The organism is Polynucleobacter sp. AP-Kaivos-20-H2, assembly GCF_018882215.1.
Classification (GTDB): Bacteria; Pseudomonadota; Gammaproteobacteria; order Burkholderiales; family Burkholderiaceae; genus Polynucleobacter.
The window spans coordinates 656,096-681,968 of the sequence record NZ_JACVOX010000001.1 but is presented as its reverse complement, the minus strand read 5'-3'; the positions used below and the strand labels follow the sequence as shown (position 1 = coordinate 681,968).

At 46.6% G+C, this 25,873-nt stretch carries 19 protein-coding genes; 14 read left to right on the top strand and 5 right to left on the bottom strand.

Going from position 1 to position 25,873, the window contains the following annotated elements; all coding sequences use genetic code 11:
* Positions 1–29: 29 nt before the first annotated feature.
* Positions 30–914, bottom strand: coding sequence for a patatin-like phospholipase family protein (locus ICE89_RS03450; protein ID WP_370625319.1), 885 nt, complete (start codon positions 912–914; stop codon positions 30–32).
* A 224-nt stretch (positions 915–1,138) separates the two neighbouring features.
* Here ICE89_RS03450 and scpB (ICE89_RS03445) point away from each other — a divergent pair, with 224 nt between their 5' ends.
* The 9 genes from scpB (ICE89_RS03445) (at position 1,139) to ICE89_RS03405 (ending at position 14,222) form a co-directional block, all read left to right on the top strand.
* A complete protein-coding gene (gene scpB, locus ICE89_RS03445; RefSeq protein WP_216264860.1) occupies positions 1,139–1,867 on the top strand; it encodes an SMC-Scp complex subunit ScpB in 729 nt (242 codons plus the stop codon).
* Between the two features lie 6 nt (positions 1,868–1,873).
* Entirely contained in the window at positions 1,874–3,661 is a 1,788-nt protein-coding gene (locus ICE89_RS03440) for a pseudouridine synthase (RefSeq protein WP_216264859.1), read from the top strand.
* 173 nt (positions 3,662–3,834) lie between these two features.
* The gene (rimP, locus tag ICE89_RS03435) at positions 3,835–4,326 is read left to right on the top strand and encodes a ribosome maturation factor RimP (protein WP_072583483.1); all 492 of its coding nucleotides are present in this window, start codon (positions 3,835–3,837) and stop codon (positions 4,324–4,326) included.
* Positions 4,323–5,804: a transcription termination factor NusA gene (gene nusA / locus ICE89_RS03430; RefSeq protein WP_215320118.1), complete on the top strand. Its 1,482-nt coding sequence runs from the start codon at positions 4,323–4,325 to the stop codon at positions 5,802–5,804. Before rimP ends, nusA begins: the two co-directional genes overlap by 4 nt.
* A 13-nt stretch (positions 5,805–5,817) precedes the next feature.
* A complete protein-coding gene (infB, locus tag ICE89_RS03425; RefSeq protein ID WP_216264858.1) occupies positions 5,818–8,577 on the top strand; it encodes a translation initiation factor IF-2 in 2,760 nt (919 codons plus the stop codon).
* 5 nt (positions 8,578–8,582) lie between these two features.
* Positions 8,583–8,963 (top strand): 30S ribosome-binding factor RbfA, encoded by a 381-nt coding sequence (rbfA, locus tag ICE89_RS03420; RefSeq protein ID WP_216262076.1) that lies wholly within the window; start codon positions 8,583–8,585, stop codon positions 8,961–8,963.
* A gap of 3 nt (positions 8,964–8,966) precedes the next feature.
* A complete protein-coding gene (truB, locus tag ICE89_RS03415) occupies positions 8,967–9,878 on the top strand; it encodes a tRNA pseudouridine(55) synthase TruB (protein WP_216262074.1) in 912 nt (303 codons plus the stop codon).
* Between the two features lie 51 nt (positions 9,879–9,929).
* A complete protein-coding gene (gene typA, locus ICE89_RS03410; RefSeq protein ID WP_072583488.1) occupies positions 9,930–11,747 on the top strand; it encodes a translational GTPase TypA in 1,818 nt (605 codons plus the stop codon).
* Between the two features lie 111 nt (positions 11,748–11,858).
* Positions 11,859–14,222: a Tex family protein gene (locus ICE89_RS03405; protein ID WP_216264857.1), complete on the top strand. Its 2,364-nt coding sequence runs from the start codon at positions 11,859–11,861 to the stop codon at positions 14,220–14,222.
* 49 nt (positions 14,223–14,271) lie between these two features.
* Here ICE89_RS03405 and ICE89_RS03400 read toward each other — a convergent pair whose 3' ends face one another.
* Genes ICE89_RS03400 through ICE89_RS03390 form a run of 3 tightly spaced genes read right to left on the bottom strand, consistent with a single transcriptional unit; the run spans position 14,272 to position 21,222 of the window.
* Positions 14,272–15,225: a transglutaminase family protein gene (locus ICE89_RS03400; RefSeq protein WP_255558645.1), complete on the bottom strand. Its 954-nt coding sequence runs from the start codon at positions 15,223–15,225 to the stop codon at positions 14,272–14,274.
* Positions 15,203–17,791 carry a circularly permuted type 2 ATP-grasp protein gene (locus ICE89_RS03395; protein WP_216861939.1) on the bottom strand — a complete coding sequence of 863 codons (2,589 nt, stop codon included), beginning with the start codon at positions 17,789–17,791 and terminating at the stop codon, positions 15,203–15,205. The genes ICE89_RS03400 and ICE89_RS03395 overlap by 23 nt, the downstream gene beginning before the upstream one ends.
* 35 nt (positions 17,792–17,826) lie before the next feature.
* Entirely contained in the window at positions 17,827–21,222 is a 3,396-nt protein-coding gene (locus ICE89_RS03390) for a DUF2126 domain-containing protein (protein ID WP_216264855.1), read from the bottom strand.
* A gap of 194 nt (positions 21,223–21,416) precedes the next feature.
* Here ICE89_RS03390 and ICE89_RS03385 point away from each other — a divergent pair, with 194 nt between their 5' ends.
* Genes ICE89_RS03385 through ICE89_RS03375 form a run of 3 tightly spaced genes read left to right on the top strand, consistent with a single transcriptional unit; the run spans position 21,417 to position 23,390 of the window.
* Positions 21,417–21,632: a hypothetical protein gene (locus tag ICE89_RS03385; RefSeq protein WP_216264854.1), complete on the top strand. Its 216-nt coding sequence runs from the start codon at positions 21,417–21,419 to the stop codon at positions 21,630–21,632.
* 32 nt (positions 21,633–21,664) lie between these two features.
* Entirely contained in the window at positions 21,665–22,453 is a 789-nt protein-coding gene (scpB, locus tag ICE89_RS03380) for a methylmalonyl-CoA decarboxylase (RefSeq protein ID WP_216264853.1), read from the top strand.
* Between the two features lie 40 nt (positions 22,454–22,493).
* The gene (locus tag ICE89_RS03375; protein WP_216264852.1) at positions 22,494–23,390 is read left to right on the top strand and encodes a pseudouridine synthase; all 897 of its coding nucleotides are present in this window, start codon (positions 22,494–22,496) and stop codon (positions 23,388–23,390) included.
* Here the strand turns inward: ICE89_RS03375 and ICE89_RS03370 are convergent.
* Positions 23,379–25,019 carry an FMN-binding glutamate synthase family protein gene (locus tag ICE89_RS03370; RefSeq protein ID WP_216264851.1) on the bottom strand — a complete coding sequence of 547 codons (1,641 nt, stop codon included), beginning with the start codon at positions 25,017–25,019 and terminating at the stop codon, positions 23,379–23,381. The genes ICE89_RS03375 and ICE89_RS03370 overlap by 12 nt on opposite strands.
* A gap of 139 nt (positions 25,020–25,158) precedes the next feature.
* Here ICE89_RS03370 and ICE89_RS03365 point away from each other — a divergent pair, with 139 nt between their 5' ends.
* Both ICE89_RS03365 and ICE89_RS03360 read left to right on the top strand, forming a co-directional pair.
* On the top strand, positions 25,159–25,542 hold the full coding sequence (locus tag ICE89_RS03365; protein WP_216264850.1) for a translational machinery protein: 384 nt from the start codon (positions 25,159–25,161) through the stop codon (positions 25,540–25,542).
* A gap of 23 nt (positions 25,543–25,565) precedes the next feature.
* Positions 25,566–25,820 (top strand): hypothetical protein, encoded by a 255-nt coding sequence (locus ICE89_RS03360; protein ID WP_215320082.1) that lies wholly within the window; start codon positions 25,566–25,568, stop codon positions 25,818–25,820.
* Positions 25,821–25,873: the final 53 nt, after the last annotated feature.

Here is a 25,873-nt window from a genome sequence, read left to right as displayed (position 1 = left end):
AGATCCTTTGTGAAATTGGGATTAAGAGCCTAGCCCTTGAGCTTCTCTTTAATCAAGCCCATTTGCTCTTGTGCCGCAGCTTCTCCAGCTAGTATGGCGGCATTTCTGGATTTGAAATCACCGCTACCCATTTGCTTTAACTGCGGCTGAATCACGATATCAGCACTCTTGAGTTCATATTGATTGATACTTCTCTGCATGATAGAAATAGTTTGCTGCAAAACACCTAAGGTTCCGCTGGCATCTTGATGAACCGGCTCGGAAGAAATATTTACTGCAATGACTAAGGTTGCCCCCATCTGTCTCGCATAGCTGACTGGTACTGGCGCTACTAAACCACCATCGACATATTCTTTACCGCTGATCACTGCCGGCTGAAATACTCCGGGTACGCTGCAAGATGCGCGAACGGCTAAACCGGTATTGCCTGTTCTAAATAGAACCCCTTGACCAGATTGCAATTCAGTAGCAACAATTCCTAAGGGGATGCGCATTTGTTCAATCGATTTGTTTTGCACTTCTCGGTTCACCATATTTTGCAGAGCATCACCCTTGATGAGCCCACCAAATCGGCCGGTAAAAGGGAGGCCCCAGTCGGCAATCGTGGCCTCATCTAGATTGAGGGCTAAGCGATTGAGATCATTCCCAGTAGCACCTGATGCGAGTAGGGTGGCAATCACGCTGCCAGCGCTACTGCCAACAACAATATCGGGTCTGATGCCTTGGGCTTCTAATGCCTTGATGACGCCCACGTGAGCAAAACCTCGAGCTGCTCCAGCGCCTAGAACTAGGCCAACTACAGGCTTTTTACTCCCAACAAGGCTGCAAGAGCTCAAACCTACGCCTCCAAGGAGGGCGCCCATGCCAATTCCAAGGCCGAGGAGTCGACGGCGCTCTAAGGAATAGATGGCCATAGGTGTGGATAAAGGGGGTTGGTGGAATTCTTGTGCATGTGGCTATTGTATTGAGCCTACCTTATAATGGGCGCAAGGTGAACGAAAAGTACTTCGTTTCAGCGCGGGCATATCCCAAGAAGAACTGATGAGATGGATTGTCCGTAGTAGCTTGAGAACACCAAAACCCATTACTAAATACCTTTTAAAGCCTAGTCAGGATTACTCCTGGTAGCCCGAATTTTATGGACGATCACAATAAGCGCGTCATTGAAACAGCCCTCCTGTGCGCACAGGAACCACTCACCGTTGCTGATTTGTCTCGCTTATTTTTAGAAGACATCACTACGGCAGATATCGATGAAGCATTAGTCGAGCTGCAACGAGCTTGGGATGACAAGGGTATGGAATTAGTGCATATCGCGACTGGCTGGCGTTTTCAAAGCCGTCTTTCGATGCGTGAGTACCTAGATCGCCTTACTCCAGAAAAGCCGCCGAAGTATTCACGTGCTGTTATGGAAACTTTAGCCATCATCGCTTACCGCCAACCTGTAACCCGTGGTGAGATCGAGGAAATTCGTGGTGTTGCTGTGAGTAGTAATGTAATGAAGCAATTAGAAGATCGTGGTTGGGTTGAGGTAATTGGTCATAAAGAAACCATTGGTCGCCCAGGCTTGTATGCCACCACCAAACAATTTTTAGATGATCTCAGTCTGACTAATTTGCAAAGCTTGCCGATTTTGGAAGATGCGGCGCCAATGGCTGCTGCGGCGCAATTAGGTCAAGCAGTAATGGAGTTTGACCCATCTGCCACTGTTGAGACAGTAGTGATTGATGCAGATGCTCAAGAGGTCAGCGAGATTGACGAAGAGACAACCGAAGCAACTTTAGAAGAAACCAGTATTGAGGTTTCTGAAGAAGAGGCTAAAGAAGTTACCCCTGAGTCTGAAGACAACCCAGACGAAACAAAATAATAATTAATGACAAGCTCTAACGAAAACGATTCATCCCCGGTAGTAAATCCATCGGCAACCCCTTCAAATGCAGACGCTGCACCATCGAACTCCGATGGCCAAAAGTCTGAAGGTGGAGAGCGTGGTGAACGTCGCCCGCGCCGCCAAGGTGCCGGAGGCAGTAAACACCCATTTAATAAGAAGCGCCCATTCAATAAAGATCGGCCACGTCGTGAAGGTGGTGATGCTAATGGTCCGCGCGAAGGCGGTAACAATCAAGGCAATAACCAATCTTCTAAATTAGCTCCCAATCCAGCTGAGAGTGAGGCTTTGTTTGCTTCAGTTGTCTCTGGTGAGTTTGACGCGGCTTTAGATGCTCCTGAAGTTGAGGAATTAAAAAATCCTGATGGTGTGAATGAGAACGAGGTATCTCATCAAACTGGTGCAGAGCGTCGCGCGCAACGTGCACAACGCTCACGAGAAGATGAAGATTCAGATGCGCCAACCGATGAGGAAATGAGTAGTCTGCAGTTTGCGAACGTTGATGATCTCCCACTCAGTTTGCGTGATGAAGTGTGGTCTGACCTCGATGGTTTAGATGATGATGCAGATGATGAAGATACCGTTAAGTTGCACAAGGTATTAGCTGATGTTGGTATGGGATCCCGTCGCGATATGGAGGACTTGATTATTCAAGGGCGCGTATCAGTTAACGGATTACCAGCGCATATTGGTCAGCGTATTGGGCCAACAGACCAAGTGCGTATCAATGGCAAGCCTGTACATCGCAAGATTCAGACTAAGCCGCCGCGCGTGATCATGTACCACAAGCCGGCAGGTGAGATCGTTAGCCAGTCAGACCCAGAAGGTCGTCCAACCGTATTCGATCGTTTACCTAAACCGCGTCAAGGACGCTGGATCGCGGTAGGTCGATTGGACTTTAATACCGAAGGTCTTTTGTTGTTCACCACTTCTGGTGAGTTAGCAAATCGCTTAATGCATCCCCGTTACGGTGTCGAGCGTGAATACGCCGTGCGTATATTAGGTGACTTGAGTCAAGAAAATACTTCGCTCTTAAAGAGTGGCATTACGCTCGATGATGGTCAAGCTAAATTCTTGCGCCTAGCGATGGGCGGCGGCGAAGGCGCTAACCGTTGGTATCACGTTGCATTAAGTGAGGGTCGCAATCGCGAAGTGCGTCGTATGTTCGAAGCAGTTGGTCATACGGTATCTCGCTTAATCCGAACTCGTTACGGCATTTTCTTGCTACCTCCACGCTTACGTCGTGGCAAATGGGAAGAGATTGAAGCTGGTGGCATCTATAACTTGATGAAGTCTGCTGGTATAAAAATGCCACAGCCGCAAGATAAGGGCCGTGGCCCTAATCCTAATAATCGAGATCGTCGTCCAGTTGGAGAAGATTTCCAGCCGGATCCAATGCAAACCTCCGTTTCTTACTGGGGGTCCCGTGATGCTTTAACCCTTGCTAGTGGCCATAACGGCCTAACGCATCAGGGTAGAGGTGGAAAACCTGGTGGCGGCAGTGGTTCTGGCGAAGGGCGTGGACCTTTTCGGGGTCGCACTCAAGGCGGCAGACCTGGACAGGGTGGCCAAGGCGGTCGCAGTGGGCAAGGCGGACAGGGTGGTCAGGGTCAAAACCGCACTAAAGGCAGCAAAGTTCACCACGGGCAGTCTGCTTTTGTGACGGGCAACTCCCAGAGTCCTGGAAATGGGCCTAAACGAAGCGCACCAAAAGGGCGCAAACCCTTCAATAAAGGACCTAGAAAACCCCGTAATCCGGGCGAAAGCTTCTGATTTGTATCAGTTTTCTGCCAAATAGGCTATAATTTTGGTCTTACAGCAGGATTCTGCTGTTTTTAGTAGTTACCGACTGATGTTGCGATCAACGTAAGTCGGCCTGTTCTGAATTTCGAGAATATGGGCTTTGAAGCCCATTTTTTTTTGCCATTTTGGTATGAAGGGGTGTCGTGAAGGATCAGCAGGTTATTTCTGCAGAGCTGGAAAACTTGGGTTACACGCTAGTGGAGATAGAGCGTGAAGCCGGAGGATTGCTGCGCGTCACGATTGAAAACCCAGATTACGAACGCTTGATATCTGTTTTGGATTGCGAGAAGGTGAGTCATCAGTTGAGTTACACCTTGCCAGTTGAAAACATTCCATATGAGCGTTTAGAGATTTCATCTCCAGGATTGGATCGTCCAGTGAAAAGTGCCGCTGATTATGAGCGCTTTGCTGGAATGCAAGTGGATTTGAAATTGCGCGTGGCAGTTGGCGGTCGCAAGAATTTTCGTGGTGAGTTGCAAGGTTTGCTGAGTGGTGAATTGAATTCACCAGATGCAAAGTTTGGTTTGGTATTTGAGGGTGCTGATGGTCAGCCCTCTCAATTGGAGTTCTCTTTAGCCGAGGTCGATAAGACTCGGTTGGTCCCTGTTATTGATTTCAAAGGAAGAAAGTCATGAGCCGAGAAGTTCTCATGTTGGCAGACGCGTTAGCGCGTGAAAAGAACGTTGATCAAGCTATCGTATTCGAAGCGTTGGAGATGGCTTTGGCCTCTGCGACTAAGAAGCGTTACGCTACAGAAGATGTGGATATCCGCGTTGCGATTGATCGTGAAACTGGTGAATACGAAACCTTCCGTCGCTGGTTGGTTGTGCCCAATGAAGCTGGTTTGCAAGAGCCGGACAAAGAGATTCTGCAATTTGAAGCCCAAGAGCAACTCGCCGACATGGAAGTTGGTGACTACATCGAAGAGCAAATCGAATCTTTAGCGTTTGGTCGTATCGGTGCACAAGCTGCTAAGCAAGTGATCTTGCAACGCATTCGTGACGCTGAACGCGAACAGATTTTGAACGACTACCTTGAGCGTGGCGAAAAAGTCATGACCGGTACCGTCAAACGGGCAGACAAGAATGGCCTGATTATTGAGTCTGGTCGTGTTGAAGCATTGCTCCGCCGCGATCAAATGATTCCGAAAGAGAACTTACGTTCTGGCGATCGTGTTCGCGCATACATCCTTAAGGTGGATCGTGAAGCACGTGGCCCTCAGATTGAGCTTTCTCGTACTTGCCCAGATTTCTTGATTAAGTTATTTGAGAATGAAGTTCCTGAGATGGAGCAGGGTTTATTGGAGATTAAAGGCGCTGCCCGTGATCCTGGTATCCGCGCAAAAATTGCAGTCATTACTTATGACAAGCGCATCGATCCAATTGGCACTTGCGTTGGCGTACGTGGCACCCGTGTTACCGCGGTTCGCAATGAAGTTGCTGGTGAAGCAGTAGATATCGTATTGTGGTCTGAAGATCCAGCCCAATTTGTGATTGGTGCTTTGGCTCCAGCTCAGGTTTCATCAATCGTGGTTGATGAAGAGCGTCATGCAATGGATGTGGTGGTTGATGAAGAAAATTTAGCAATCGCGATTGGCCGTAGTGGACAGAACGTTCGTTTGGCGAGTGATTTGACTGGTTGGCAGATCAACATCATGACTCCTGAAGAGTCTGCTGAGAAAACAGAAAAAGAAGCTTCTTCTGTACGTCAATTGTTTATGGACAAGTTAGACGTAGACCAAGAAGTGGCTGATATTTTGATTGAAGAAGGTTTCAACACATTAGAAGAAGTGGCCTACGTACCACTCTCTGAAATGTTAGAGATTGATTCATTTGATGAAGATACTGTGAATGAGTTGCGTACCCGCGCTCGTGATTCTTTGTTAACTATGGAGTTGGCAAAAGAAGAGCGTATCGGCGAAGTGTCACAAGACTTGCGTTCCCTAGAAGGAATGACTACAGAGCTGATTGCTAAACTTGCTGACAATCAAGTACATACCCGTGACGACCTTGCTGAATTAGCTGTTGATGAGCTAGTTGAGGCGACACAAATTGACGAAGAAACTGCGAAAACGCTCATCATGAAAGCGCGCGAACATTGGTTTACTTCATGAGAGGAAGTAGTGCATGGCAACAACAGTAAAAGTACTCGCTAAAGAATTAAAACGTACCGCGCCAGACCTCTTGGAGCAGTTGAAGGCGGCCGGTATCGAAAAAGGTTCTGAGGACGATAGCATTACCGAAAAGGACAAAACTGTCCTGCTTGAGCATTTACAAAAAGCTCATGGCAGTGCTGATGCGGGCGCTCGCAAAAAGATTACTTTAATCAAACGTGAGAGCTCAGAAATTCGTCAAGCGGATTCTGCTGGACGTACTCGCACCGTACAGGTTGAAGTTCGTAAAAAGCGTGTACTTGTAAAGGCCGGTGATAAGGCGCCTGAAGAGGCTCCGGCTCCAGTAGTTAAACCAGTTGCTCCAGTGGCACCATCTAAACCCATAATTTCTGAAGAGGAATTAGAGAAACGCGCAGCTGAAGCAACACGCCAGGCTGAGTTATTGGCTCGTCAAGAAGCAGAAATGAAGGCCGCTGAAGAAGCGCGTCAAAAAGAAGTTGCAGCCCCGGTAATTGCTAAAGAAGAAGTGCCTGCAGATGCAGCGCCTGCTGCCGCCGCAGCTGCTGCAGAGAAAAAGGCAGCAGCAGATAAAGCAGCTAAAGATTTAGCAGCTAGTAAAGAAAAAGAGTTAGCAGATATTCGTGTTCGTCGTGCTGCGGCTGAAGCTGAAGCTTTAGCGATTCGCGACATGATGAGCAATCCTGCGCGTGTTCTCAAAGCACCAAGTGAAATTGCTTCTGAAGAGGCGAAAAAAGGTACTTTGCACAAACCTGCAAAAGTTGAAGGTGCTGACGATAAGAAGAAGGCTGTTGCCAAAGTTGGTGGCAAGACTATTAAATCTTCTGAGACATCATCCACTTGGCAAGAAGAAGGCGCTAAGAAACCTGGTGGCCTAAAGACACGCGGAGATTCTTCTGGTGGTGTTGGCGGTTGGCGCTCAGGCGGTGGACGTAAGAAGCAGCGTCAAATTGCTGAAGCGAACGTAGATACCAACTTCCAAGTGCCTACAGAAGCTATAGTGCGTGATGTTCACGTACCAGAAACTATAACTGTTGCTGAGTTAGCTCATGCAATGGCAGTGAAGAGTGCTGAAGTGATTAAGTTGCTGATGGGTATGGGCCAGATGGTCACCATCAATCAAGTGCTTGATCAAGATACCGCAATGATTCTCGTAGAAGAAATGGGCCATACAGCTCATGCTGCAAAATTAGATGATCCAGATTTGGACCTTGGTACTGCTGGTCATGATGCAGAGTTATTGCCACGTCCTCCGGTCGTTACAGTAATGGGCCACGTTGACCACGGTAAAACTTCTTTGCTCGATAAGATTCGTGCAGCTAAAGTAGCTACCGGCGAGGCTGGCGGCATTACTCAGCACATTGGTGCATACCATGTGGAAACTCCACGCGGCATGATTACCTTCTTAGATACTCCGGGTCACGAAGCCTTTACGGCAATGCGTGCTCGCGGTGCTAAGGCAACGGACATTGTGATCTTGGTTGTTGCGGCAGATGACGGCGTAATGCCGCAAACAAAAGAAGCGATTCACCATGCGCTTGCAGGTGGCGTTCCAATTGTTGTGGCAATTAACAAGATTGATAAGCCAGAAGCCAATTCTGAGCGCGTCAAAACTGAGTTGGTTGCAGAGCAAGTGGTTCCTGAGGAATATGGTGGCGATGTGCCATTTATTCCCGTATCCGCAAAAACTGGTGAGGGCATTGATGCCTTGCTAGAGAACGTACTCTTGCAAGCTGAAATCTTGGAATTGAAGGCACCTAAAGACGCGCCAGCTCAAGGTTTAGTCATTGAAGCGCGTTTGGATAAGGGTAAGGGTCCTGTAGCAACTGTATTGGTTCAATCAGGCACACTCAAACGTGGAGATATGTTGTTGGCGGGCTCAACTTACGGACGCGTACGCGCTATGTTGGATGAAAACGGCAAGCCATGTAACGAAGCCGGCCCATCTATCCCAGTAGAAATTCAAGGTTTAGCAGATGTTCCTGCAGCTGGCGAGTCAGTACAGGTAGTTCCTGATGAGCGTAAAGCTCGCGAAATCGCATTGTTCCGTCAAGGCAAGTTCCGTGATGTGAAGTTAGCGAAACAGCAGGCATTCAAGCTTGAAACCATGATGGAAAACATGGAAGAAGGCGCTGTTGAAGCTAAGTTGTTACCGTTGATTATTAAGGCTGACGTACAAGGTTCTCAAGAAGCTTTGGCACAGTCTTTGATGAAGCTTTCTACACCAGAGGTGAAGGTACAAATTGTTCACGCAGGCGTTGGCGGCATTACTGAAACCGACGTCAACTTGGCAGTTGCTTCTAAAGCGGTTATTTTTGGATTTAATTCCCGTGCGGATGCCGCTGCTCGTAAGTTAGCTGAAAACAATGGTGTGGATATTCGTTATCACAACATTATTTATGACGCAGTGGATGAAGTGAAATTGGCATTGAGCGGCATGTTGACTCCAGATAAGAAAGAAGAAATTACTGGTCTCGTTGAGATTCGTCAAGTCTTCCTGGTATCTAAGGTGGGTGCGATTGCGGGTTGCTTGGTGGTTGATGGAATTATCAAGCGCACATCTAGTGTTCGTCTCTTGCGTGACAACGTTGTTGTTTGGACTGGCGAACTGGACTCTCTCAAGCGCTTCAAAGATGATGCTAAAGAAGTTCGAGCTGGTGTCGAGTGCGGCCTGTCATTAAAAGGCTATAACGACATTAAAGAAGGTGACCAGCTTGAGGTATTTGAAGTTACTGAAGTTGCACGTTCACTCTAAGCAATATGCATAAAACTAGCCCGCATCGTAACCAGCGTCTCGCCGATCAAATTCAGCGAGACCTGGCCGAACTTATTCCGCGTGAATTGCGCAGTCCGAGTTTAGGCTTGATTACTTTACAAAGTATTGAGCTCACACCGGATCTGGCCCATGCCAAAGTGTTCTTTACGGTTTTGGGTGCTGAGCCTGAGCATGCTTTAAAAGCGCTTCAAGAAAAAGCCGGGTATTTGCACTCACTCTTGTTTAAGCGTTTGCATATTCACACGGTTCCTACCTTACATTTTCACTATGACAGCTCAGTAGAGCATGGCATAGAAATGTCTCGATTGATCGATCAGGCCGTTGATAGTGATCGCAGCAGCGACCATAGAGATGAGACTAAATAATTCATGTCAATACGGATCGACGGCGTAGTGCTGCTAGATAAACCTGCTGGAATGAGTTCACAGGGTGCCGTTACTGCAGTCAAGCGCGCCTTTAATGCTGACAAGGCCGGCCATACCGGTACATTGGATCCAATGGCGACTGGCCTATTGCCTATCTGCTTAGGTGAGGCAACTAAATATTCACAAGACCTGCTTGAGGCTGATAAGACCTACATCGCAAGAGTGAAGTTTGGCTCGCGTACCGATACTGGTGATGCAGAAGGTCTGACCATTGAAGAATTACCTTTACCTGCATTTTCAAGCGTAGTTGAAATCAAAGCTGCATTAGATGCTTTACTTCCAAAATTTACGGGGCCGATATCTCAAGTGCCGCCAATGTATTCCGCACTCAAGCGTGATGGCAAACCTTTATATGAATATGCGCGTGCAGGTGTCGAGTTAGAGCGCACTCCACGAGATATTACAATTCACTCCATTCGTTGGACTGAAATTGCTTGGCCAGAAGCTACGTTAGAAGTCAGCTGCAGCAAAGGAACCTATATTCGCGTATTGGCTGAAGACATTGGAAATGCTTTAGGTTGTGGCGCCCATTTAGTGGGTTTGCGTCGCACCGAAGTAGGACATCTGAATCTTGAGCAGTCGTTTACGCTTGAATCAATTCAAAGCGGCTTGCAAAATAGCGCTAACTACATATTGCCTGTGGATGCCTTGCTGCAAACATTGCCGCACTTAACCGTGGATGAGCAACAAGCTAAACGTCTTGAGATGGGGCAGCGTGTACCTCTGAACTTACCTTCCATTGAAGCATTGGTTCGCATTTATCGCGCGACTGCTGCTCCTCATAACTTTATTGGTACTGCTGATTGGCGTTCTGGTGTGTTGCATCCAAAGCGCTTAATTTCTCAGGCTCATTAATTAATTTTTATTTATAACCCTTTTACTTATCTTTAACTCAAGAAGCTTCACATGACTAAACGCGCACTTCGTAACATCGCCATCATCGCCCACGTTGACCACGGAAAAACTACCTTGGTTGACCAACTCTTGCGCCAATCTGGCACATTCCGTTCAAATGAAAAAATGACCGAACGCGTCATGGACTCAAACGACTTGGAAAAAGAGCGTGGCATTACTATTTTGTCCAAGAACTGTGCAGTGGAATATGACGGTACACATATTAATATCGTTGATACCCCAGGGCACGCGGACTTCGGTGGTGAAGTTGAGCGCGTTCTCTCGATGGTTGATGGTGTATTGCTCTTGGTTGATGCGGTTGAAGGTCCAATGCCGCAGACCCGCTTCGTTACCAAGAAAGCCTTGGCATTAGGTTTGAAGCCAATCGTTGTGATTAATAAGGTTGACCGTCCAGGCGCACGTTGCGACTACGTGATCAATGCAACTTTTGAATTGTTTGACAAACTTGGTGCAACTGAAGAGCAGTTAGATTTCCCAGTGATCTATGCATCAGGCTTGAATGGTTATGCGGGAGAGTCAGAAGATGTGCGTGAAGGTACTATGCGCCCCTTGTTTGATGCTGTTCTGAAGCACGTTCCTGTGCGTGACGACGACGCAGAAGGCCCATTGCAATTCCAGATTTCTTCAATTGACTACAACAGCTATGTTGGCAAGATCGGTGTTGGTCGTATTAGTCGCGGCCGCGTGAAGTCAGGCATGGAAGTGGTCTGCATGAACGGTCCTGATGGCACGCCATTCAAAGGCCGTATCAACCAAGTATTGAAATTTAAAGGTCTCGAGCGAGAAATCGTTGACGAGGCAGTTGCTGGTGATATCGCCCTCATCAATGGTATTGAAGATTTGGCCATTGGCACAACAGTATGTGCGGTTGATAAGCCAGATCCATTGCCAATGCTCAAGATTGATGAGCCGACCTTGACCATGAACTTTATGGTGAACACTAGTCCATTAGCTGGTCGTGAAGGTAAGTTTGTAACTAGCCGTCAAATTCGTGAGCGTTTAGACCGCGAATTAAAGGCTAATATGGCTCTGCGTGTAAAAGAGACTGATGATGACACCGTATTTGAAGTATCAGGTCGCGGCGAGTTGCATCTCACTATCTTGGTAGAGACCATGCGTCGTGAAGGCTATGAAATGGCAGTTTCCCGTCCACGCGTTGTCTTTCATGAAGAGAATGGCGTCAAAATGGAGCCGTATGAGAACTTAACGGTGGACGTTGAAGATGCCACTCAAGGTTCTGTGATGGAAGATTTGGGTAAGCGTAAGGGTGAGTTGCAAGATATGGTGAGTGATGGCAAAGGCCGCACCCGTCTTGAGTACCGCATTCCTGCACGTGGTCTGATCGGCTTCCAAGGTGACTTCATGACCATGACTCGCGGCAATGGTTTGATGAGTCACACATTTGATTCTTATGCTCCAGCGAAAGATGGCATCTTGGGTGAACGCCATAATGGCGTATTGATCAGTCAAGATGATGGTGAAGCAGTTGCCTACGCTATTTGGAAGTTACAAGATCGTGGTCGTATGTTTGTTAGTCATGGTGATCCTGTATACGAGGGAATGGTTATTGGTATCCATAGTCGAGACAATGACTTGGTTGTTAACCCAATTAAGGGTAAGCAATTAACCAACGTTCGCTCTTCTGGAACTGACGAAGCAGTTCGCTTGGTAACACCAATTGATTTGACCTTGGAATATGCGGTTGAATTCATTAGTGATGATGAGTTGGTTGAAGTAACGCCGAAAAGCGTTCGTATCCGTAAGCGCCACTTGAAAGAGCATGATCGTAAGAAAGCATCCCGCGAGTAAGCTCTTTTCCAGCTTCACAACAAAAGTCACCTCCGGGTGGCTTTTGTTCTTCATTGAAATCAAAACTATAAATTAATCATTTATAAGTTAAATAAATAAAACTAGATATACATGCTGCCATCAATTGAACAACGCCTTGCCCAAGAACTTGCTGCTAAACCGGCTCAAGTAGCTGCTGCTATAGCTCTGATGGATGAGGGCGCTACCGTACCATTTATCGCTCGTTATCGTAAAGAAGCTACCGGTGGCTTGGATGATACGCAGTTACGTTTATTGGAAGAACGTCTTAGCTATCTTCGTGAACTAGAGGATCGCCGCAAAACAATCGTTGCTTCCATTGAGGAGCAGGGCAAGATGACGCCAGAGTTGCTGAAAGCCATTATGTTGGCAGAGGATAAGACTCGCTTAGAGGATCTTTACCTGCCGTATAAACCTAAGAGAAGGACTAAGGCGCAAATTGCTTTAGAGGCTGGCTTAGAGCCCTTGGCAAATGATCTGCTCAATAACCCCAAGCTCGATCCTGAAACAGAGGCTGCAAAGTATCTGAAGGATGCGTTTCAGGTCGATGGAACAGATAATCCTGGCGTTGCGGATACCAAGACTGCGCTTGAAGGCGCACGTCAAATTTTGATGGAGCGCTTTGCAGAAGATGCAGCATTGGTGCAATCTCTTAGAGAGTACTTGCAAGATCATGGTGTAGTCGAAGCCAAAGTGATTTCTGGTAAAGAGCAAGAGGGAGAGAAGTTCGCTGATTACTTTGATTACTCTGAGCCGATTAAAGCCATTCCATCGCATCGTGCCCTAGCTTTATTTAGAGGTCGTCGGGAACAGATGTTAATGGTCAACCTGCGCCTAGATTCTGAAGAAGAAAAGCCAAAATGGGATTCTCCTCACAATCCTTGTGAAAACCGGATCGCCAATCATTTCAAGATCAAAAACGAGGGGCGACCCGCCGATGCTTGGTTAGCCGATACGGTTCGCTGGACTTGGCGCATTAAGTGCTCACTGCATTTAGAGTCAGAGCTAATGACAGCACTACGTGAGCGCTCAGAAACTGAAGCGATTAATGTATTTGCTCGCAACCTTAAAGCCCTCTTGCTGGCAGCGCCTGCTGGCCCAAGAGTCACTATCGGCCTTGACCCCGGCATGCGCACTGGTGTGAAAGTGGCCGTAGTGGATGCTACTGGAAAAGTAGTGGACACCGAAGTAATTTACCCGCATCAACCAAAAAATGATTGGGCTGGTTCATTGGATGTCTTGGCTAAATTAGCTGAGAAGCACAATGCCACCTTAATCTCGATTGGTAACGGTACTGCATCTCGCGAGACTGATAAATTAGCCCAAGAACTGATTAAGGCTAAGCCAGAACTCAAACTCACCAAGATTGTTGTTTCTGAAGCGGGTGCCTCTGTTTACTCTGCATCTGAATACGCCTCAAAAGAATTACCAGGTATGGATGTATCGCTCCGTGGTGCGGTATCGATTGCACGTCGACTGCAAGATCCCTTGGCTGAGTTAGTGAAGATTGATCCTAAATCAATTGGCGTAGGTCAGTACCAGCACGACGTCATGCAAACTCAGTTGGCTAAATCATTAGTCGCAGTAGTTGAGGATTGCGTGAATGCTGTCGGTGTTGATGTGAACACTGCTTCAGCCCCATTGCTAGCAAGGGTTTCCGGTTTAAGCTCAACAGTGGCTGAGGGAATAGTGGCCTATCGCGATAGCAAGGGTGCATTTAAATCGAGAGTTGATCTAAAGAGTGTTCCGCGACTCGGCGATAAAACGTATGAGCAAGCTGCTGGATTCTTGCGCATCATGAATGGCGATGATCCATTAGATGCTTCTGCAGTTCATCCTGAGTCTTATCCTTTGGTAGAAAAAATTCTGAAGGATATTAAGAAAAGTGTGAAAGAAGTGATTGGTGATGCTAGCTTGCTGAAGTCACTTTCACCAGAAAAGTATGCTGATGGTCAGTTTGGTGTACCCACCGTGACTGACATTCTTAAAGAATTAGAAAAGCCTGGTCGAGATCCACGTCCGGAATTTACTACTGCAACTTTTAAAGATGGTGTCGAAAAAATTAGCGATCTCAAAACGGATATGATTTTAGAAGGCGTAGTGACTAACGTTGCCGCCTTTGGTGCCTTTGTGGATATTGGTGTACATCAAGATGGTTTGGTGCATATCTCTGCTTTATCTAATACCTTCGTAAAAGATCCGCATAGTGTTGTTAAAGCGGGGCAGGTTGTGAAAGTCAAAGTGCTAGAGGTGGACGAAAAGCGTAAGCGTATTGCATTAACGATGCGCTTGAGTGATGAAGCCCCAAAGGAGAGTGCTAAGGCAGGAGCCAAAACTGAGCAAAGAGCCACCAATCGCCCTAGGTCAACAGAAAACAGAAAACCACAGGAAGATAGAAGGTCGGCCGCACCTATTAACAACGCCATGGCTATGGCATTAGCTAAGTTAAAAAAGTAGCAGCTTATTTTTTTGGAAGAGTGCAGTAGCTTGGGGGTTCTATCGATCCTTAGGGATTGATAGGCATTACCGTTACAGCTACATCAAGCGTATGGTCTGCTCCGCCATGAATGACGCCGCGGATAGGGGAGACATCGGAGTAATCTCTTCCCTGGGCCAAGTGAACATAATCTTCCCCAGGAGTTCCGTAGCCCCAGCGATTATTAGTTGGGTCTAGATCACACCAAATGCCCTTACCTAAAATACCGTTTTCATCCATGCTGGGAACATAAACCGACACCCAGGCATGCGAAGCATCTCCGCCAATGAGTCTTGCTTGACCAGGCGCAGGATTGGTCAGAATGTAGCCGCTCATATATTTTGCTGGAATGCCGATACTGCGAAGCGATGCAACCAAAATATGTGCAAAGTCCTGGCATACACCCTCACGCTTATTTAGCGCCTCTAGTGTAGGGGTGTTGATGTCGGTGCTTTTACTAACGTAATGGAATTCACTATAGATACGTTTCATCAAATCAATTGCCGCATCTAATATGGGCCTACCAGCTGTGAAATTAGCCCTCGCAAATTCTGCGAACTCTGGTCTCAAAGTAATGAATGGAGATGTAAATAGAAATTCTGAGGCAGCATCCCATTGGGTATTGGAGTGATAGCGGAAGTATTCGCGTACCAGCTCCCAGGGTGCAGTCTCCTGGGGCTTAGGGCCATATTCAGTAGCTGTAGTCTCGATCAGCGACTTGGCTGTGATGAGTAATTCGCTGTGCCTATTCTGCAAAGAAAAGAAGGTGCAAACATTTCCATGGCTATCTATATTCTCTTCACTCCAAGAAGGCCTCGGGCTCACCTGAACTTCGGACTTTAATACCCGTTGTGTTTCTAGATCTGCTGGTTTGAGGTGAGCAAAATGCTGTGCAATCTCAACATCAGGATCATAAGCGTAGCGGGTATCGTGGGTAATTTCTAGCAACATAATTAGCGCATTACATTTGGATGCTGTATTCATTAGAGTGAATCAGGTTGAAATAGCGTGCGCTAATTGCATCTGAAACATTCCAGGCAGATTGCGAGCAATTGCTCAAACAATTTCTCAGGTTAGAGAGATTGCCAAACCCATCGGCAGTCGATAAGGTATATAGGTCGTAATCTAGTAGATTAATGACACTACGAGTTAACTCATCCGGGTTATTTCGCTCGGTGCCCGCAAGTTTAGAGAGTCTGGCGCGGAGCGCTTTGCTAACCCAGGCCAGGGAACGTGGATTTTCATCATCCATCACTAGTAAGCTAATTAAAGGGGCCATCTCGCGACTTTGTTGGTGCTGTGCATGAAAGGTGATAGTGCTATCAAATAAATTGAGTAGAGCTGTATAACCTGAGCTGTCTGCATTTGGATTATTAAGTAAGCCAGAAACGCTGGCTGAATCTAATGCGTTTGTCAGAAAGGCAAGTCTCTCGATATATCTGCCAATTGAAAGTAGCTGCCAGCCATCATCACGTGTCATACGGTCAGTTTGAGCGCCAGTGATCGCCGCTAAGCAGCTACTCGCACCATTTAAAGCGTCGATAGCGAGCGAGGCAGAAAAATCATTAAAGGTATTGGCTTTATGGCAATCAGCTTGAAATTGCTCAATGCAATGATTGATAGTGCTCCACTGTTCCGGGGAGAGTCGTTCCCTTACATTAGAGGCTGTGCGCTTCATGGCATTCAGGTTATAGCCCACGCTGGTGACGCTGTCGCTGGCATTGAGAGAGTTAATTAAAGTGCGCTCAAAAATTCGGTGACGCATATCACTCTGATCAAAGTTACTTGGTACCCCTTCAGGCACAAGTCCGTAGTAGTGACATAGGTTTTCTAGCCAAGACCACAATGAACGGGAAGGGGTGTATTCGCTATTAATATTTTCAAGATAAAGCTTGGCTAAGCGCAGAATATTTTCACTGCGCTCGGTATAGCGCCCAAACCAATAGAGATTCTCGGCAGCGCGGCTGGTAACCAAGCGCTTACGCATTACTTTTTCAGTGGTTTGAATCGGGTGCTGTGGTTGTTGTTCTTGCTCTTGGGAGGGCTGTGGGCTTTGAACCCATACATCTGCACTACTACCGCCCCGTTGCATAGAAGCAATACCTGAATCAGTGCTGGCGATACGGGCAAGTCCACCTGGTAATACTTGCCAGCTATTAGAACCATCACTCAGGGCAAAGACTCGTAACATATATGAGTGGGGCTCAATCAAAGACGCATCATTGAGGTTAAAGGCATTTAACCAGGTTGGCATTTGTGCCAATGGAATGTAGGTTTGTACAGTGTGCTCATCGGGTTGCCTAGTAATGCGGCCCACCCATTCATCTAACTGAGCCTGATTTAGATCGCAGCCTAAAGCGGATTCGTAACTTTGATGACCTGTGCCATTCGGAAACGTCGGCTTAATGGCGCTATGCCCTAAATTCGGAATGGCAGCCTCAAGTGCAGCGCGTTCACCACACCACCAGGTATCCATTGCTGGAAGCTGCACTTTTTCATTTAAAAGTCTCTCGCTAATCGACGGCAAGAATCCCAGTAGAGCGGGGGATTCTAGGAAAGCTGAGCCAGGAGCATTTGCCAGTACAACATTACCAGCGCGTATCGCTTGCAATAGACCGGGGACGCCTAGAGTCGAATCAGAGCGCAGTTCTAATGGATCTAAAAACTCATCATCCAAACGCTTGAGCAAAATATGTACAGGCTCTAAACCGCGTACCGTTTTCAAAAACAAATGTTGGTCGCGTACGGTTAAGTCACCACCCTCAACCAAAGTTAGGCCAAGATAACGAGCGAGATAGGCGTGCTCAAAGTAGGTCTCGTTATAAGGTCCCGGGGTAAGGAGGGCAATATGGGCATTAGCACCTGCCGGACTTTCAAGCTTCAATGCATCGATTAAGTCTCTATAGGCATTTGCTAGTGGGGCAATCTGCATGAGCTCATATGCTTTGGGAAATTGCCTTGCAATCAGATTGCGATTTTCCAAAAGATACCCCAGACCAGAAGGTGCTTGGGTGCGTTGCGACAGTACTGACCATGATCCATCGGGTGCTCTGGCTAAATCAAAAGCCATGATGTGAAGATATTTTCTATTCTTCAGCTCGACACCATGCATGGAGCGCAAGTAACCAGGATGTCCATGAATTAATGCTGGAGGAATCCATCCTTCCTTCAACAAATTTTGCTGCCCATACACATCCGCCATAATGGCTTCGAGTAAACGCGCTCGCTGCAAAACTCCAGACTGAATTTTTTGCCAAGAATCGGGGCTAATGAGGAGCGGGAATAAATCTACTGACCAAGGGCGCTGCGGACCAAACTCGTCGGCATAGACGTTATACGTAATGCCGTTATCCCGAATCTGCCTGTTGAGTTCTTGAGTACGTTGATCAAGATCGCTTAACCCAGAGGGGCCAAGAGATTCAAAAAAAGTTTGCCATTGGGGCAGTAGCGACTCTGATTCCCCTCGCAACTCATCAAAGTGTCCCTTTTTAGGTGTGGGTGATAGACGGTTGATGTCCTCCACCAGCGAAGGGTTGCTGGAGTCTTTCAAAGTATAAGCCTGAGGGTTGTCCACAAACTATTGTCTCACCGCCGCATATCCAGCGTAAATGGAAATTCCTTGCTAGCCGGGAGGTCAATATTCGCCTGAACCCCTTCAACAGTTCCTGGGGTATGGCCCATCCTAAAGAAGCGAGAAAGACGGCGACTCTCTGCCTCATAGGCATTGATAGGGAAGTTATCGTAGTTTCGGCCGCCAGGATGGGCAACGTGATACTGGCAGCCCCCCACGGAGCGTTTATTCCAGGTATCGATCACATCAAAAATCAATGGAACATGAATGCCAATACTAGGGTGCAGGCTAGATGGAGGATTCCAAGCCTTATAACGAACGCCTGCTACATACTCTCCCGCAACACCTGTTGGCTGGAGTGGCAAAGGCTCGCTATTGCAGGTGATGGTGTAGCGGCTTTGATTTAAGCCGGTAACGCGTAATTCAATTCTCTCTAATGAGGAGTCAACATAGCGTGCTGTACCACCTGCAGCATTTTCCTCGCCCATAACGTGCCATGGTTCAAGTGCATTGCGTAAGGTGATTTCTGTACCCATAGTTTGCAATTGTCCAATGAGCGGGAAGCGGAATTCAAGGTGAGGTGCAAACCACTCCGGCTTAAAGTCGTAGCCGTGCATTTGCATCTCTTGAATGACATCATCAAAGTCCATTTTGATAAATGTTGGCAAGAGGCAGCGGTCATGGAGTTCAGTTCCCCAGCGCGTCATTGGTGCCTCATAAGGCTTATCCCAGAAGCGAGCTATCAAGGCGCGAATGAGTAATTGCTGAACAATGCTCATATGCGCATGTGGAGGCATTTCAAAAGCACGTAATTCTAGTAGGCCTAAGCGACCCGTTTGACTATCTGGTGAATACATCTTATCAATACAGAACTCACTGCGATGGGTGTTGCCAGTGACATCAATCAGGATATTGCGTAGGGTTCTATCGACCAGCCATGGCGGCATGCTTTGGCCAAACTTCTTGCGATTCTCACGAATTTCTTTCAGCGCGATTTCTAATTCGTAGATTTGGTCATTGCGTGCTTCATCCACGCGAGGTGCTTGACTGGTTGGTCCAATAAACATGCCGCTAAAGAGATAGCTCAAGCTCGGGTGGTTGTGCCAATACAAAATCAGGCTGGCCAAGAGCTCAGGTTTGCGTAAGAACGGACTATCAATCGGCGTTGCACCACCCATCACAAAGTGATTGCCACCACCTGTACCGGTATGACGGCCATCCGCCATAAATTTCTCAGCAGAAAGGCGAGATTCAAAAGCAGCTTGATATAAGAATTCCGTATGCTCAACCAATTCGCCCCAGTTATGGGCTGGATGAATATTGACTTCAATAACGCCTGGATCTGGTGTCACCTGTAATAACTTCAAGCGTGGGTCGCGTGGTGGGGTATATCCCTCCAGCACAATTTGAAACTGAAGTTCTTCAGCAGTTGCTTCTACCGCCTCCAGTAAATTGAGATAGTCTTCAAGACGAGCGAGTGGGGGCATGAAGACATATAGCACGCCTGACTTACCGCCATGCTCATTCTCAGCCTTAGGTCCATTGGAGCGCATTGGGTCACGCGCTTCTACGCACATCGCTGTTCTAGTAACCCATGCGGCTGATTCTTGTCGTTTAGGATGCCTTACTTCTTGCGACTGACTCCAAATCGTTTTGCCAGACGCTGTAAATTCTTTACGGGCTGGTTGTTGTTGGTGAACAATTGACGCTTGACTATTTAATGGCGGTCTAGGAGCAAAGGGATCTTGCTCAATGAGATAGGGGTAGTCTGCTTTACTAACCCAGGGTAGGGACTCGAGGGGAAGTCGATAGCCCATCGGCGAATCACCTGGTAACAGATAGAGGCGATCATCACGATATTCCCAAGGACCCGTCTTCCAAGCGGTATCCAGGTAATTCTTTCCTTCATTCGCTTCGATAGGGAGGACGTATCCCACCACGGAATCTAATTTCTGCGTGAAGACCCGCTTTAAGCGAGTACGCTCCATCTCATCATCTAGGTTTGATTTGAAAGGATCAACGTTGACAGGTAGCTTAGATTCCCGCCAGAGGTAATAAAAAACATCTTCATAAGCGGGTTCGATAAATTTATCCGCTAAACCTAATTTTTTGGAAAGTGTGTAGACAAATTTTTCAGCATCTTTACTGGTGTAGTTAGTAGGATGGCGTTCATCGGCGAAGAGTTTGGGATTTTTCCAAATAGGCTGTCCATCAGCCCTCCAATAGATTGACAAAGCCCAACGAGGGAGCTGCTCTCCTGGATACCATTTGCCTTGACCAAAATGAAGGAAGCCACCATCGCCATATTCCTTACGAAGCTTTTCTACTAAATCGGTTGCGTAACCCCGCTTCGTTGGTCCTAATGCATCTACATTCCATTCACGTTCATCGCGACCATTAACGGATACAAAAGTAGGCTCACCACCCATGGTCAAGCGAACGTCGCCTGCAACCAATTGCTTATCAACTTGATGACCCAGGTCGACAATAGCTTGCCACTGTTCTTCGGTATATGGTTTGGTTACTCGGGGTGCCTCATAAATGCGAGTAACCTCCATGGAGTGAGCAAATTGCACTTCACATTCGTCAACACCACCTTCAATCGGGGCTGCACCTGAAGGTTCAGGGGTGCAGGCAACAGGAATATGGCCTTCGCCAGCAAATAGGCCGGAAGTCGGGTCCAAACCAATCCATCCTGCACCTGGCAAATACACCTCACACCAGGCGTGCAAGTCGGTGAAATCTACCTCTGTTCCACTCGGTCCATCCAGCGCTTTCACATCTGGCTTGAGCTGTATGAGATAGCCTGAAACAAAGCGCGACGCGAGTCCGCAAAGACGCAAGAGATTCACCATTAACCAAGCAGAATCACGACAAGAACCACTGCGAAGTTTTAATGTCTCTTCTGGGGTCTGTACTCCAGGCTCCATTCGAATGGTGTAGCTAATATCCTTGTGAACTTTTTGATTGAGTGCAACTAAAAAATCGATCGTGCGCATCTTGCTGCGATCAACCGTTTTAAAGTATTTGTTGACGCCGTCATTTCTCTTTTTACCGAGGTAAGGGCGCAACTCTTTCTTCAGATCTTGGCTGTAGGTAAAGGGGTAGTCTTCAGCATCTGGCTCTAAAAAGAAATCAAATGGGTTGTATACGGCCATTTCTGTAACGAGATCGACTGTTACTTTAAAGTGCGTCGTTGGTTCAGGAAAAACCAAGCGCGCTTGATAGTTTGAAAATGGATCCTGTTGCCAGTTAATGAAATGACCTTCAGGCTCAATCTTGAGAGAGTAAGAAAGAATATGGCTACGGCAATGAGGTGCCGGTCGTAGACGAATTACCTGCGGTCCCAGTTTGACTGGGCGGTCATATATATATTCGGTAACGTGGTGTAGGGCGGCGTGTATAGACATGACTCAAAGTCTATAAGTTCACCACAAGGGTGCATTATTACGACGCACAAGATGGGTGCGTAAAGGTGAGGTATGCCCAGATTTGGGCAGAACACGTCAAAAACAGGGCATTTAGATGCCAATCCCCATTTCAGGTGGGAATAAGTTGTAGTTATGAGTCAGCCTATTTGGTTGGTCAATAGCCAGGAGGAAATATGGTCGTCTACATCACTCGCAGTATTATTGCCAGAATGCGTCGTAATGACGGTACGGATAATGGCTGCAGACCTCTCAATCCTGGAAAGTATGAGGCTAACAAGACCAATGATGGGGCGCTGGAAATTCTTCAGGATGCTGGCGAGCCAGTCTATCTTTTACCCTTTATCTGGTGGGAGAAGATGGAGTTAGGCGATATTTTGATTGCAGCCTAAAAAGACGTAAACATAAAATTAGAGACAATACTTTGAACTATCAATATATCAAAACAGAGCAGGCTGATTTAATCGCAACAATTCGGTTTAATCACTACGAAAAGCGTAATGCATTAAGTGAGTGCTTAATAGAAGAGATGCACCACGCGCTAGAAGAGTTTAGCAAGCAAGATGTGCGGGTCTTGGTTTTGAGATCGGATCAAAAGAATAAAGTTTGGTCTGCAGGTCATGATGTGATGGAATTGCCTAGATCAGAGCGGGATCCCTTACCCGCTGATGACCCTGTCATGGTTTTGCTGCAATCCATCAGAGCCTTTAGAGCGCCGGTGATAGCCATGGTAGATGGTTCGGTATGGGGTGCTTCGACTGATTTAATCATGAGTTGCGATATTGCTATTGGTGATCATGACTCCACCTTTGCAATTACACCAGCCAAGTTGGGTCTACCTTATACCGCAAGCGGCATTTTGCACTTCATGTCACGTATGCCCTTGAATGTTGTTAAAGAAATGTTCCTGACTGCTGACCCCATTGGTGCAGATCGCGCTTTACAGATCGGCATCTTGAATCATCTGTATGTTTCAGGCGAACTAGAGCTAAAAACTTACCAAATGGCTCGAACTATTGCTTCGCGTTCACCCCAGGCTAACTCTGTGCTCAAAGCCCAAGCGCAAATGCTTTCTGATGCCGCAGTCATGAACCCCGCCGTATTTGAGCACCTACAATCCTTGCGCAAGAATGTGTATATGGGAAGTGACTATCGAGAGGGTATTACTGCATTCCTGGAAAAGCGCGATCCCGTATTTGGTCAGGCCAAGTAAAAGCATAAAATAGGGTTTCAAATAATGGAGTTCTATTCATATGCAAATCAACTCAGAAGGAGTGTCAGCATCGCGGGTATATTTGCCTGCTGATCAATCTCACCTGAATTTACTGCAATTCTTTATAGAGCAATTTCCCCACATTCCAGGAGATGAGTGGGAGCAACGTTTCGATGAAGGCCTCATCCTAGATCAAGATGGCCAAGCCCTTGCCGCAAATAGTCCTTACCTGCCAAATATTCATCTGCTGTACTTCCGACGTCTGACTCGTGAGCCTGACATTCCTTTTGAAGAGCAGATTCTTTTTCAGGACGAACATATTCTGGTTGCAGATAAACCCCATTTTTTGCCGGTAACACCAAGCGGACTTTACCTACATCAAACCTTATTAAATCGACTCAAGAAAAAAACAGGCATCCAAACACTCAGCCCAATACATCGCATTGATCGTGATACAGCAGGGCTGGTTATCTTTTCAGTTAACCAAAGTGAACGAGCTCAATACCAAAATTTGTTCAGGGATAGGGTGGTCAACAAGGTTTATGAGGCAATAGCGCCATACTCTGAAGAATTAGAAAAACAACTTCCCATGACTTATCAAAGCCGCATTCAAGAATCGGAACATTTTCTGCAGATGCAAGAAGTTGAGGGTGAGCCAAACTCGGATACACTTATTGAACTCATAGAAAAAAACAAGTCATGGGCTAAATACCGATTAACACCAGGTAGCGGTAAAAAGCATCAACTGCGTTCCCATCTCAATGCCCTCAATATCGCTATTAAGAATGACCAGATTTACCCTATCCTCACGCCTTACCAAGAATATGATTTAGATTTTTCAAGGCCATTACAGTTACTGGCATATGGTATTGAATTCCAAGACCCAATAATTGAGGAGTTGAGATCATTTAAGAGTCTTCAGCACTTAAATTTTTAACTCAGCAAAACTTTGGGTTTGAGAGCGATGCCAATAGAGCTCAAATACTCTCGGTAGGTTCAGTCCTGGATCAATATGCTCTGCTTTTAGCAGCAATCCTGCAGGCATCTCGGGGAGTAAGAAAGATAAAAGTCTCACCTCATTTTTGCTTATGCGACGAATAATATGATGGGCATCTATTTCAGTTGGGTGATTTAGTCCTGCTGCCTCAACAAGTTCTTTTAAAGTTTTCAGAGTTTCATTATGAAAATTAAATACACGCTCAGATTTGTCCGTTACAACTAAGGCCTTCTGCCTGATCGGATCTTGGGTGGTAACACCAGTTGGACAAAAGCCGGTGTTGCAGACTTGAGCTTGAATACAGCCAATGGAGAACATAAAGCCGCGAGCGCTATTGCACCAGTCTGCCCCCAGTGCAAATGTAACGGCCATATCAAAAGCACTAATGACTTTGCCCGAGCAGCCAATCTTGATCTTGTCGCGTAAATTAACCCCCATTAAGGTATTGTGTACCAGGCGCAAGCCATCTTGTAGCGGTGTGCCAACGTGATTAGTAAACTCTACTGGCGATGCTCCAGTGCCACCCTCAGAGCCATCAACCACGATAAAGTCTGGATGAATATTAGTTTCTAACATAGCTTTTACCAAGCCAAACCATTCCCAGGGGTGGCCTATGCAAAGTTTAAAACCAACCGGTTTTCCACCCGAGAGATCACGAAGTTTTTGAATGAAGTGCATCATCTCTAATGGTGTTGAAAATGCACTATGTGAGGATGGGGAAATACAGCTTTCGCCTTCTTTAACTCCGCGAGCGGCAGCAATCTCGGCAGTGACTTTGGGTCCAGGTAATATCCCGCCATGTCCAGGCTTGGCTCCTTGGCTGAGTTTGATTTCAATCATCTTGACCTGAGGGTCTAAGGCATTTTCTTTGAACTTGTCTGCGTTAAAGCCGCCATCAGGATTGCGGCAGCCAAAATAACCTGAGCCAATTTCCCAAATGAGGTCTCCACCATGAACGCGATGGTAATGGGAGATGGAGCCCTCACCAGTGTCATGAGCAAACCCACCTTTTCTAGCGCCTAGGTTTAAGGCAAGAATGGCATTAGCGCTCAAGGACCCAAAGCTCATAGCGGAGATATTGAAAATACTGGCTGAATACTTTTGTTTGCAATCCTTGCCGCCAATCTCTATTCGAAAATCATGGCTAGGTAAGTGGGTGGGCGCTAATGATTGATTGATCCATTGGTAGCCTGGTGCCATTACATCTAAAGTAGTGCCAAAGGGAATTTCATCGGCTACTGCCTTCGAGCGTGAATAGACTAAAGTTCTTTGCTCTCTGGAGAAGGGGGTTTTATCGTTATCACCCTCAATAAAGTACTGCCTAATCTCTGGGCGAATAAATTCTAATAAAAAACGCATATGCCCCAGAATGGGATAGTTTCGCAAAATAGCATGCTTGGTTTGTGTACAGTCGTATATGCCTACAATTGTTAGCAATCCAAAAACCAATAAGACTGGCCAATCAAAAATACCCATCAATAGAGCAATTCCGCTCAAAGCTGTTCCGCATATACAGATAGCAAAAGTACTTAGTCGGATAGGTAGTAGGGGGTGTGATTGTTTGCTCATAAGGGGCTCAATTCAAGGGGATTTCAGTATAGATAGTAATTAAGTAGGTTTTATTGTGCTTTAAATCAAATTTTGACATGAAACTAGCTCTCTGCTGGAGTATTCTGAAGTGGTAGCCACTATCAACAATAGGAACCATATGTCACTAAACCATGCAGTAATTTGGATTGACCATAAAGAAGCTCACGTCATATTCTTAAGTGAGGAGGCTAGCGAAGCCGAAGTGATTCGCAGCAAAAGCACCCACACTCATCTGCATCACAAAGCCAATGAAGTCGGTAGTGGCAAAGTCGCTTTAGATTCCAAGTATTTGCATTCAGTCATCAATGCCGTGAATGAATCCAAAGAAATTTTGATTCTTGGTCCAGGTTCAGCAAAATTAGAGCTCATCAAGCACGCGCACAAGCATGATGCCAATATCGCAGAAAAAATTGTTGGCGTAGAAACGGTTGATCATCCTACTGATAAAGAAATTCTTGCTTATGCACGCAAGTTTTTCTACAAAGCAGATCAAATGATTTAAAAAACGAATCAAGGAAATTGAAAATGAAAGAAACTCAAGAGCCCTTAGGTCCAGATGGACTCCCTGGACATGATTATTTTCTAGATGCAGTAAATCATATTGATGAAGCTGTGGCGAACAATACGATTGCCGCTGGCGCAGCTAAAGGCTTAGTATTTAGCTTGGTTGAAACCTTAGGCGCAATGGTGGGTGATCCAGATCTACCGAATCATCTGAAGTCCGGTTATATGGGCGCTTTAGATCTTGCGGTTGAGTTAGAGGCGAAGCTTTCTAAATAAACTAGCTATCAAGAGCATCTAGAGTAAGGGCAGCTTCGGTTGCCTTTATGCAT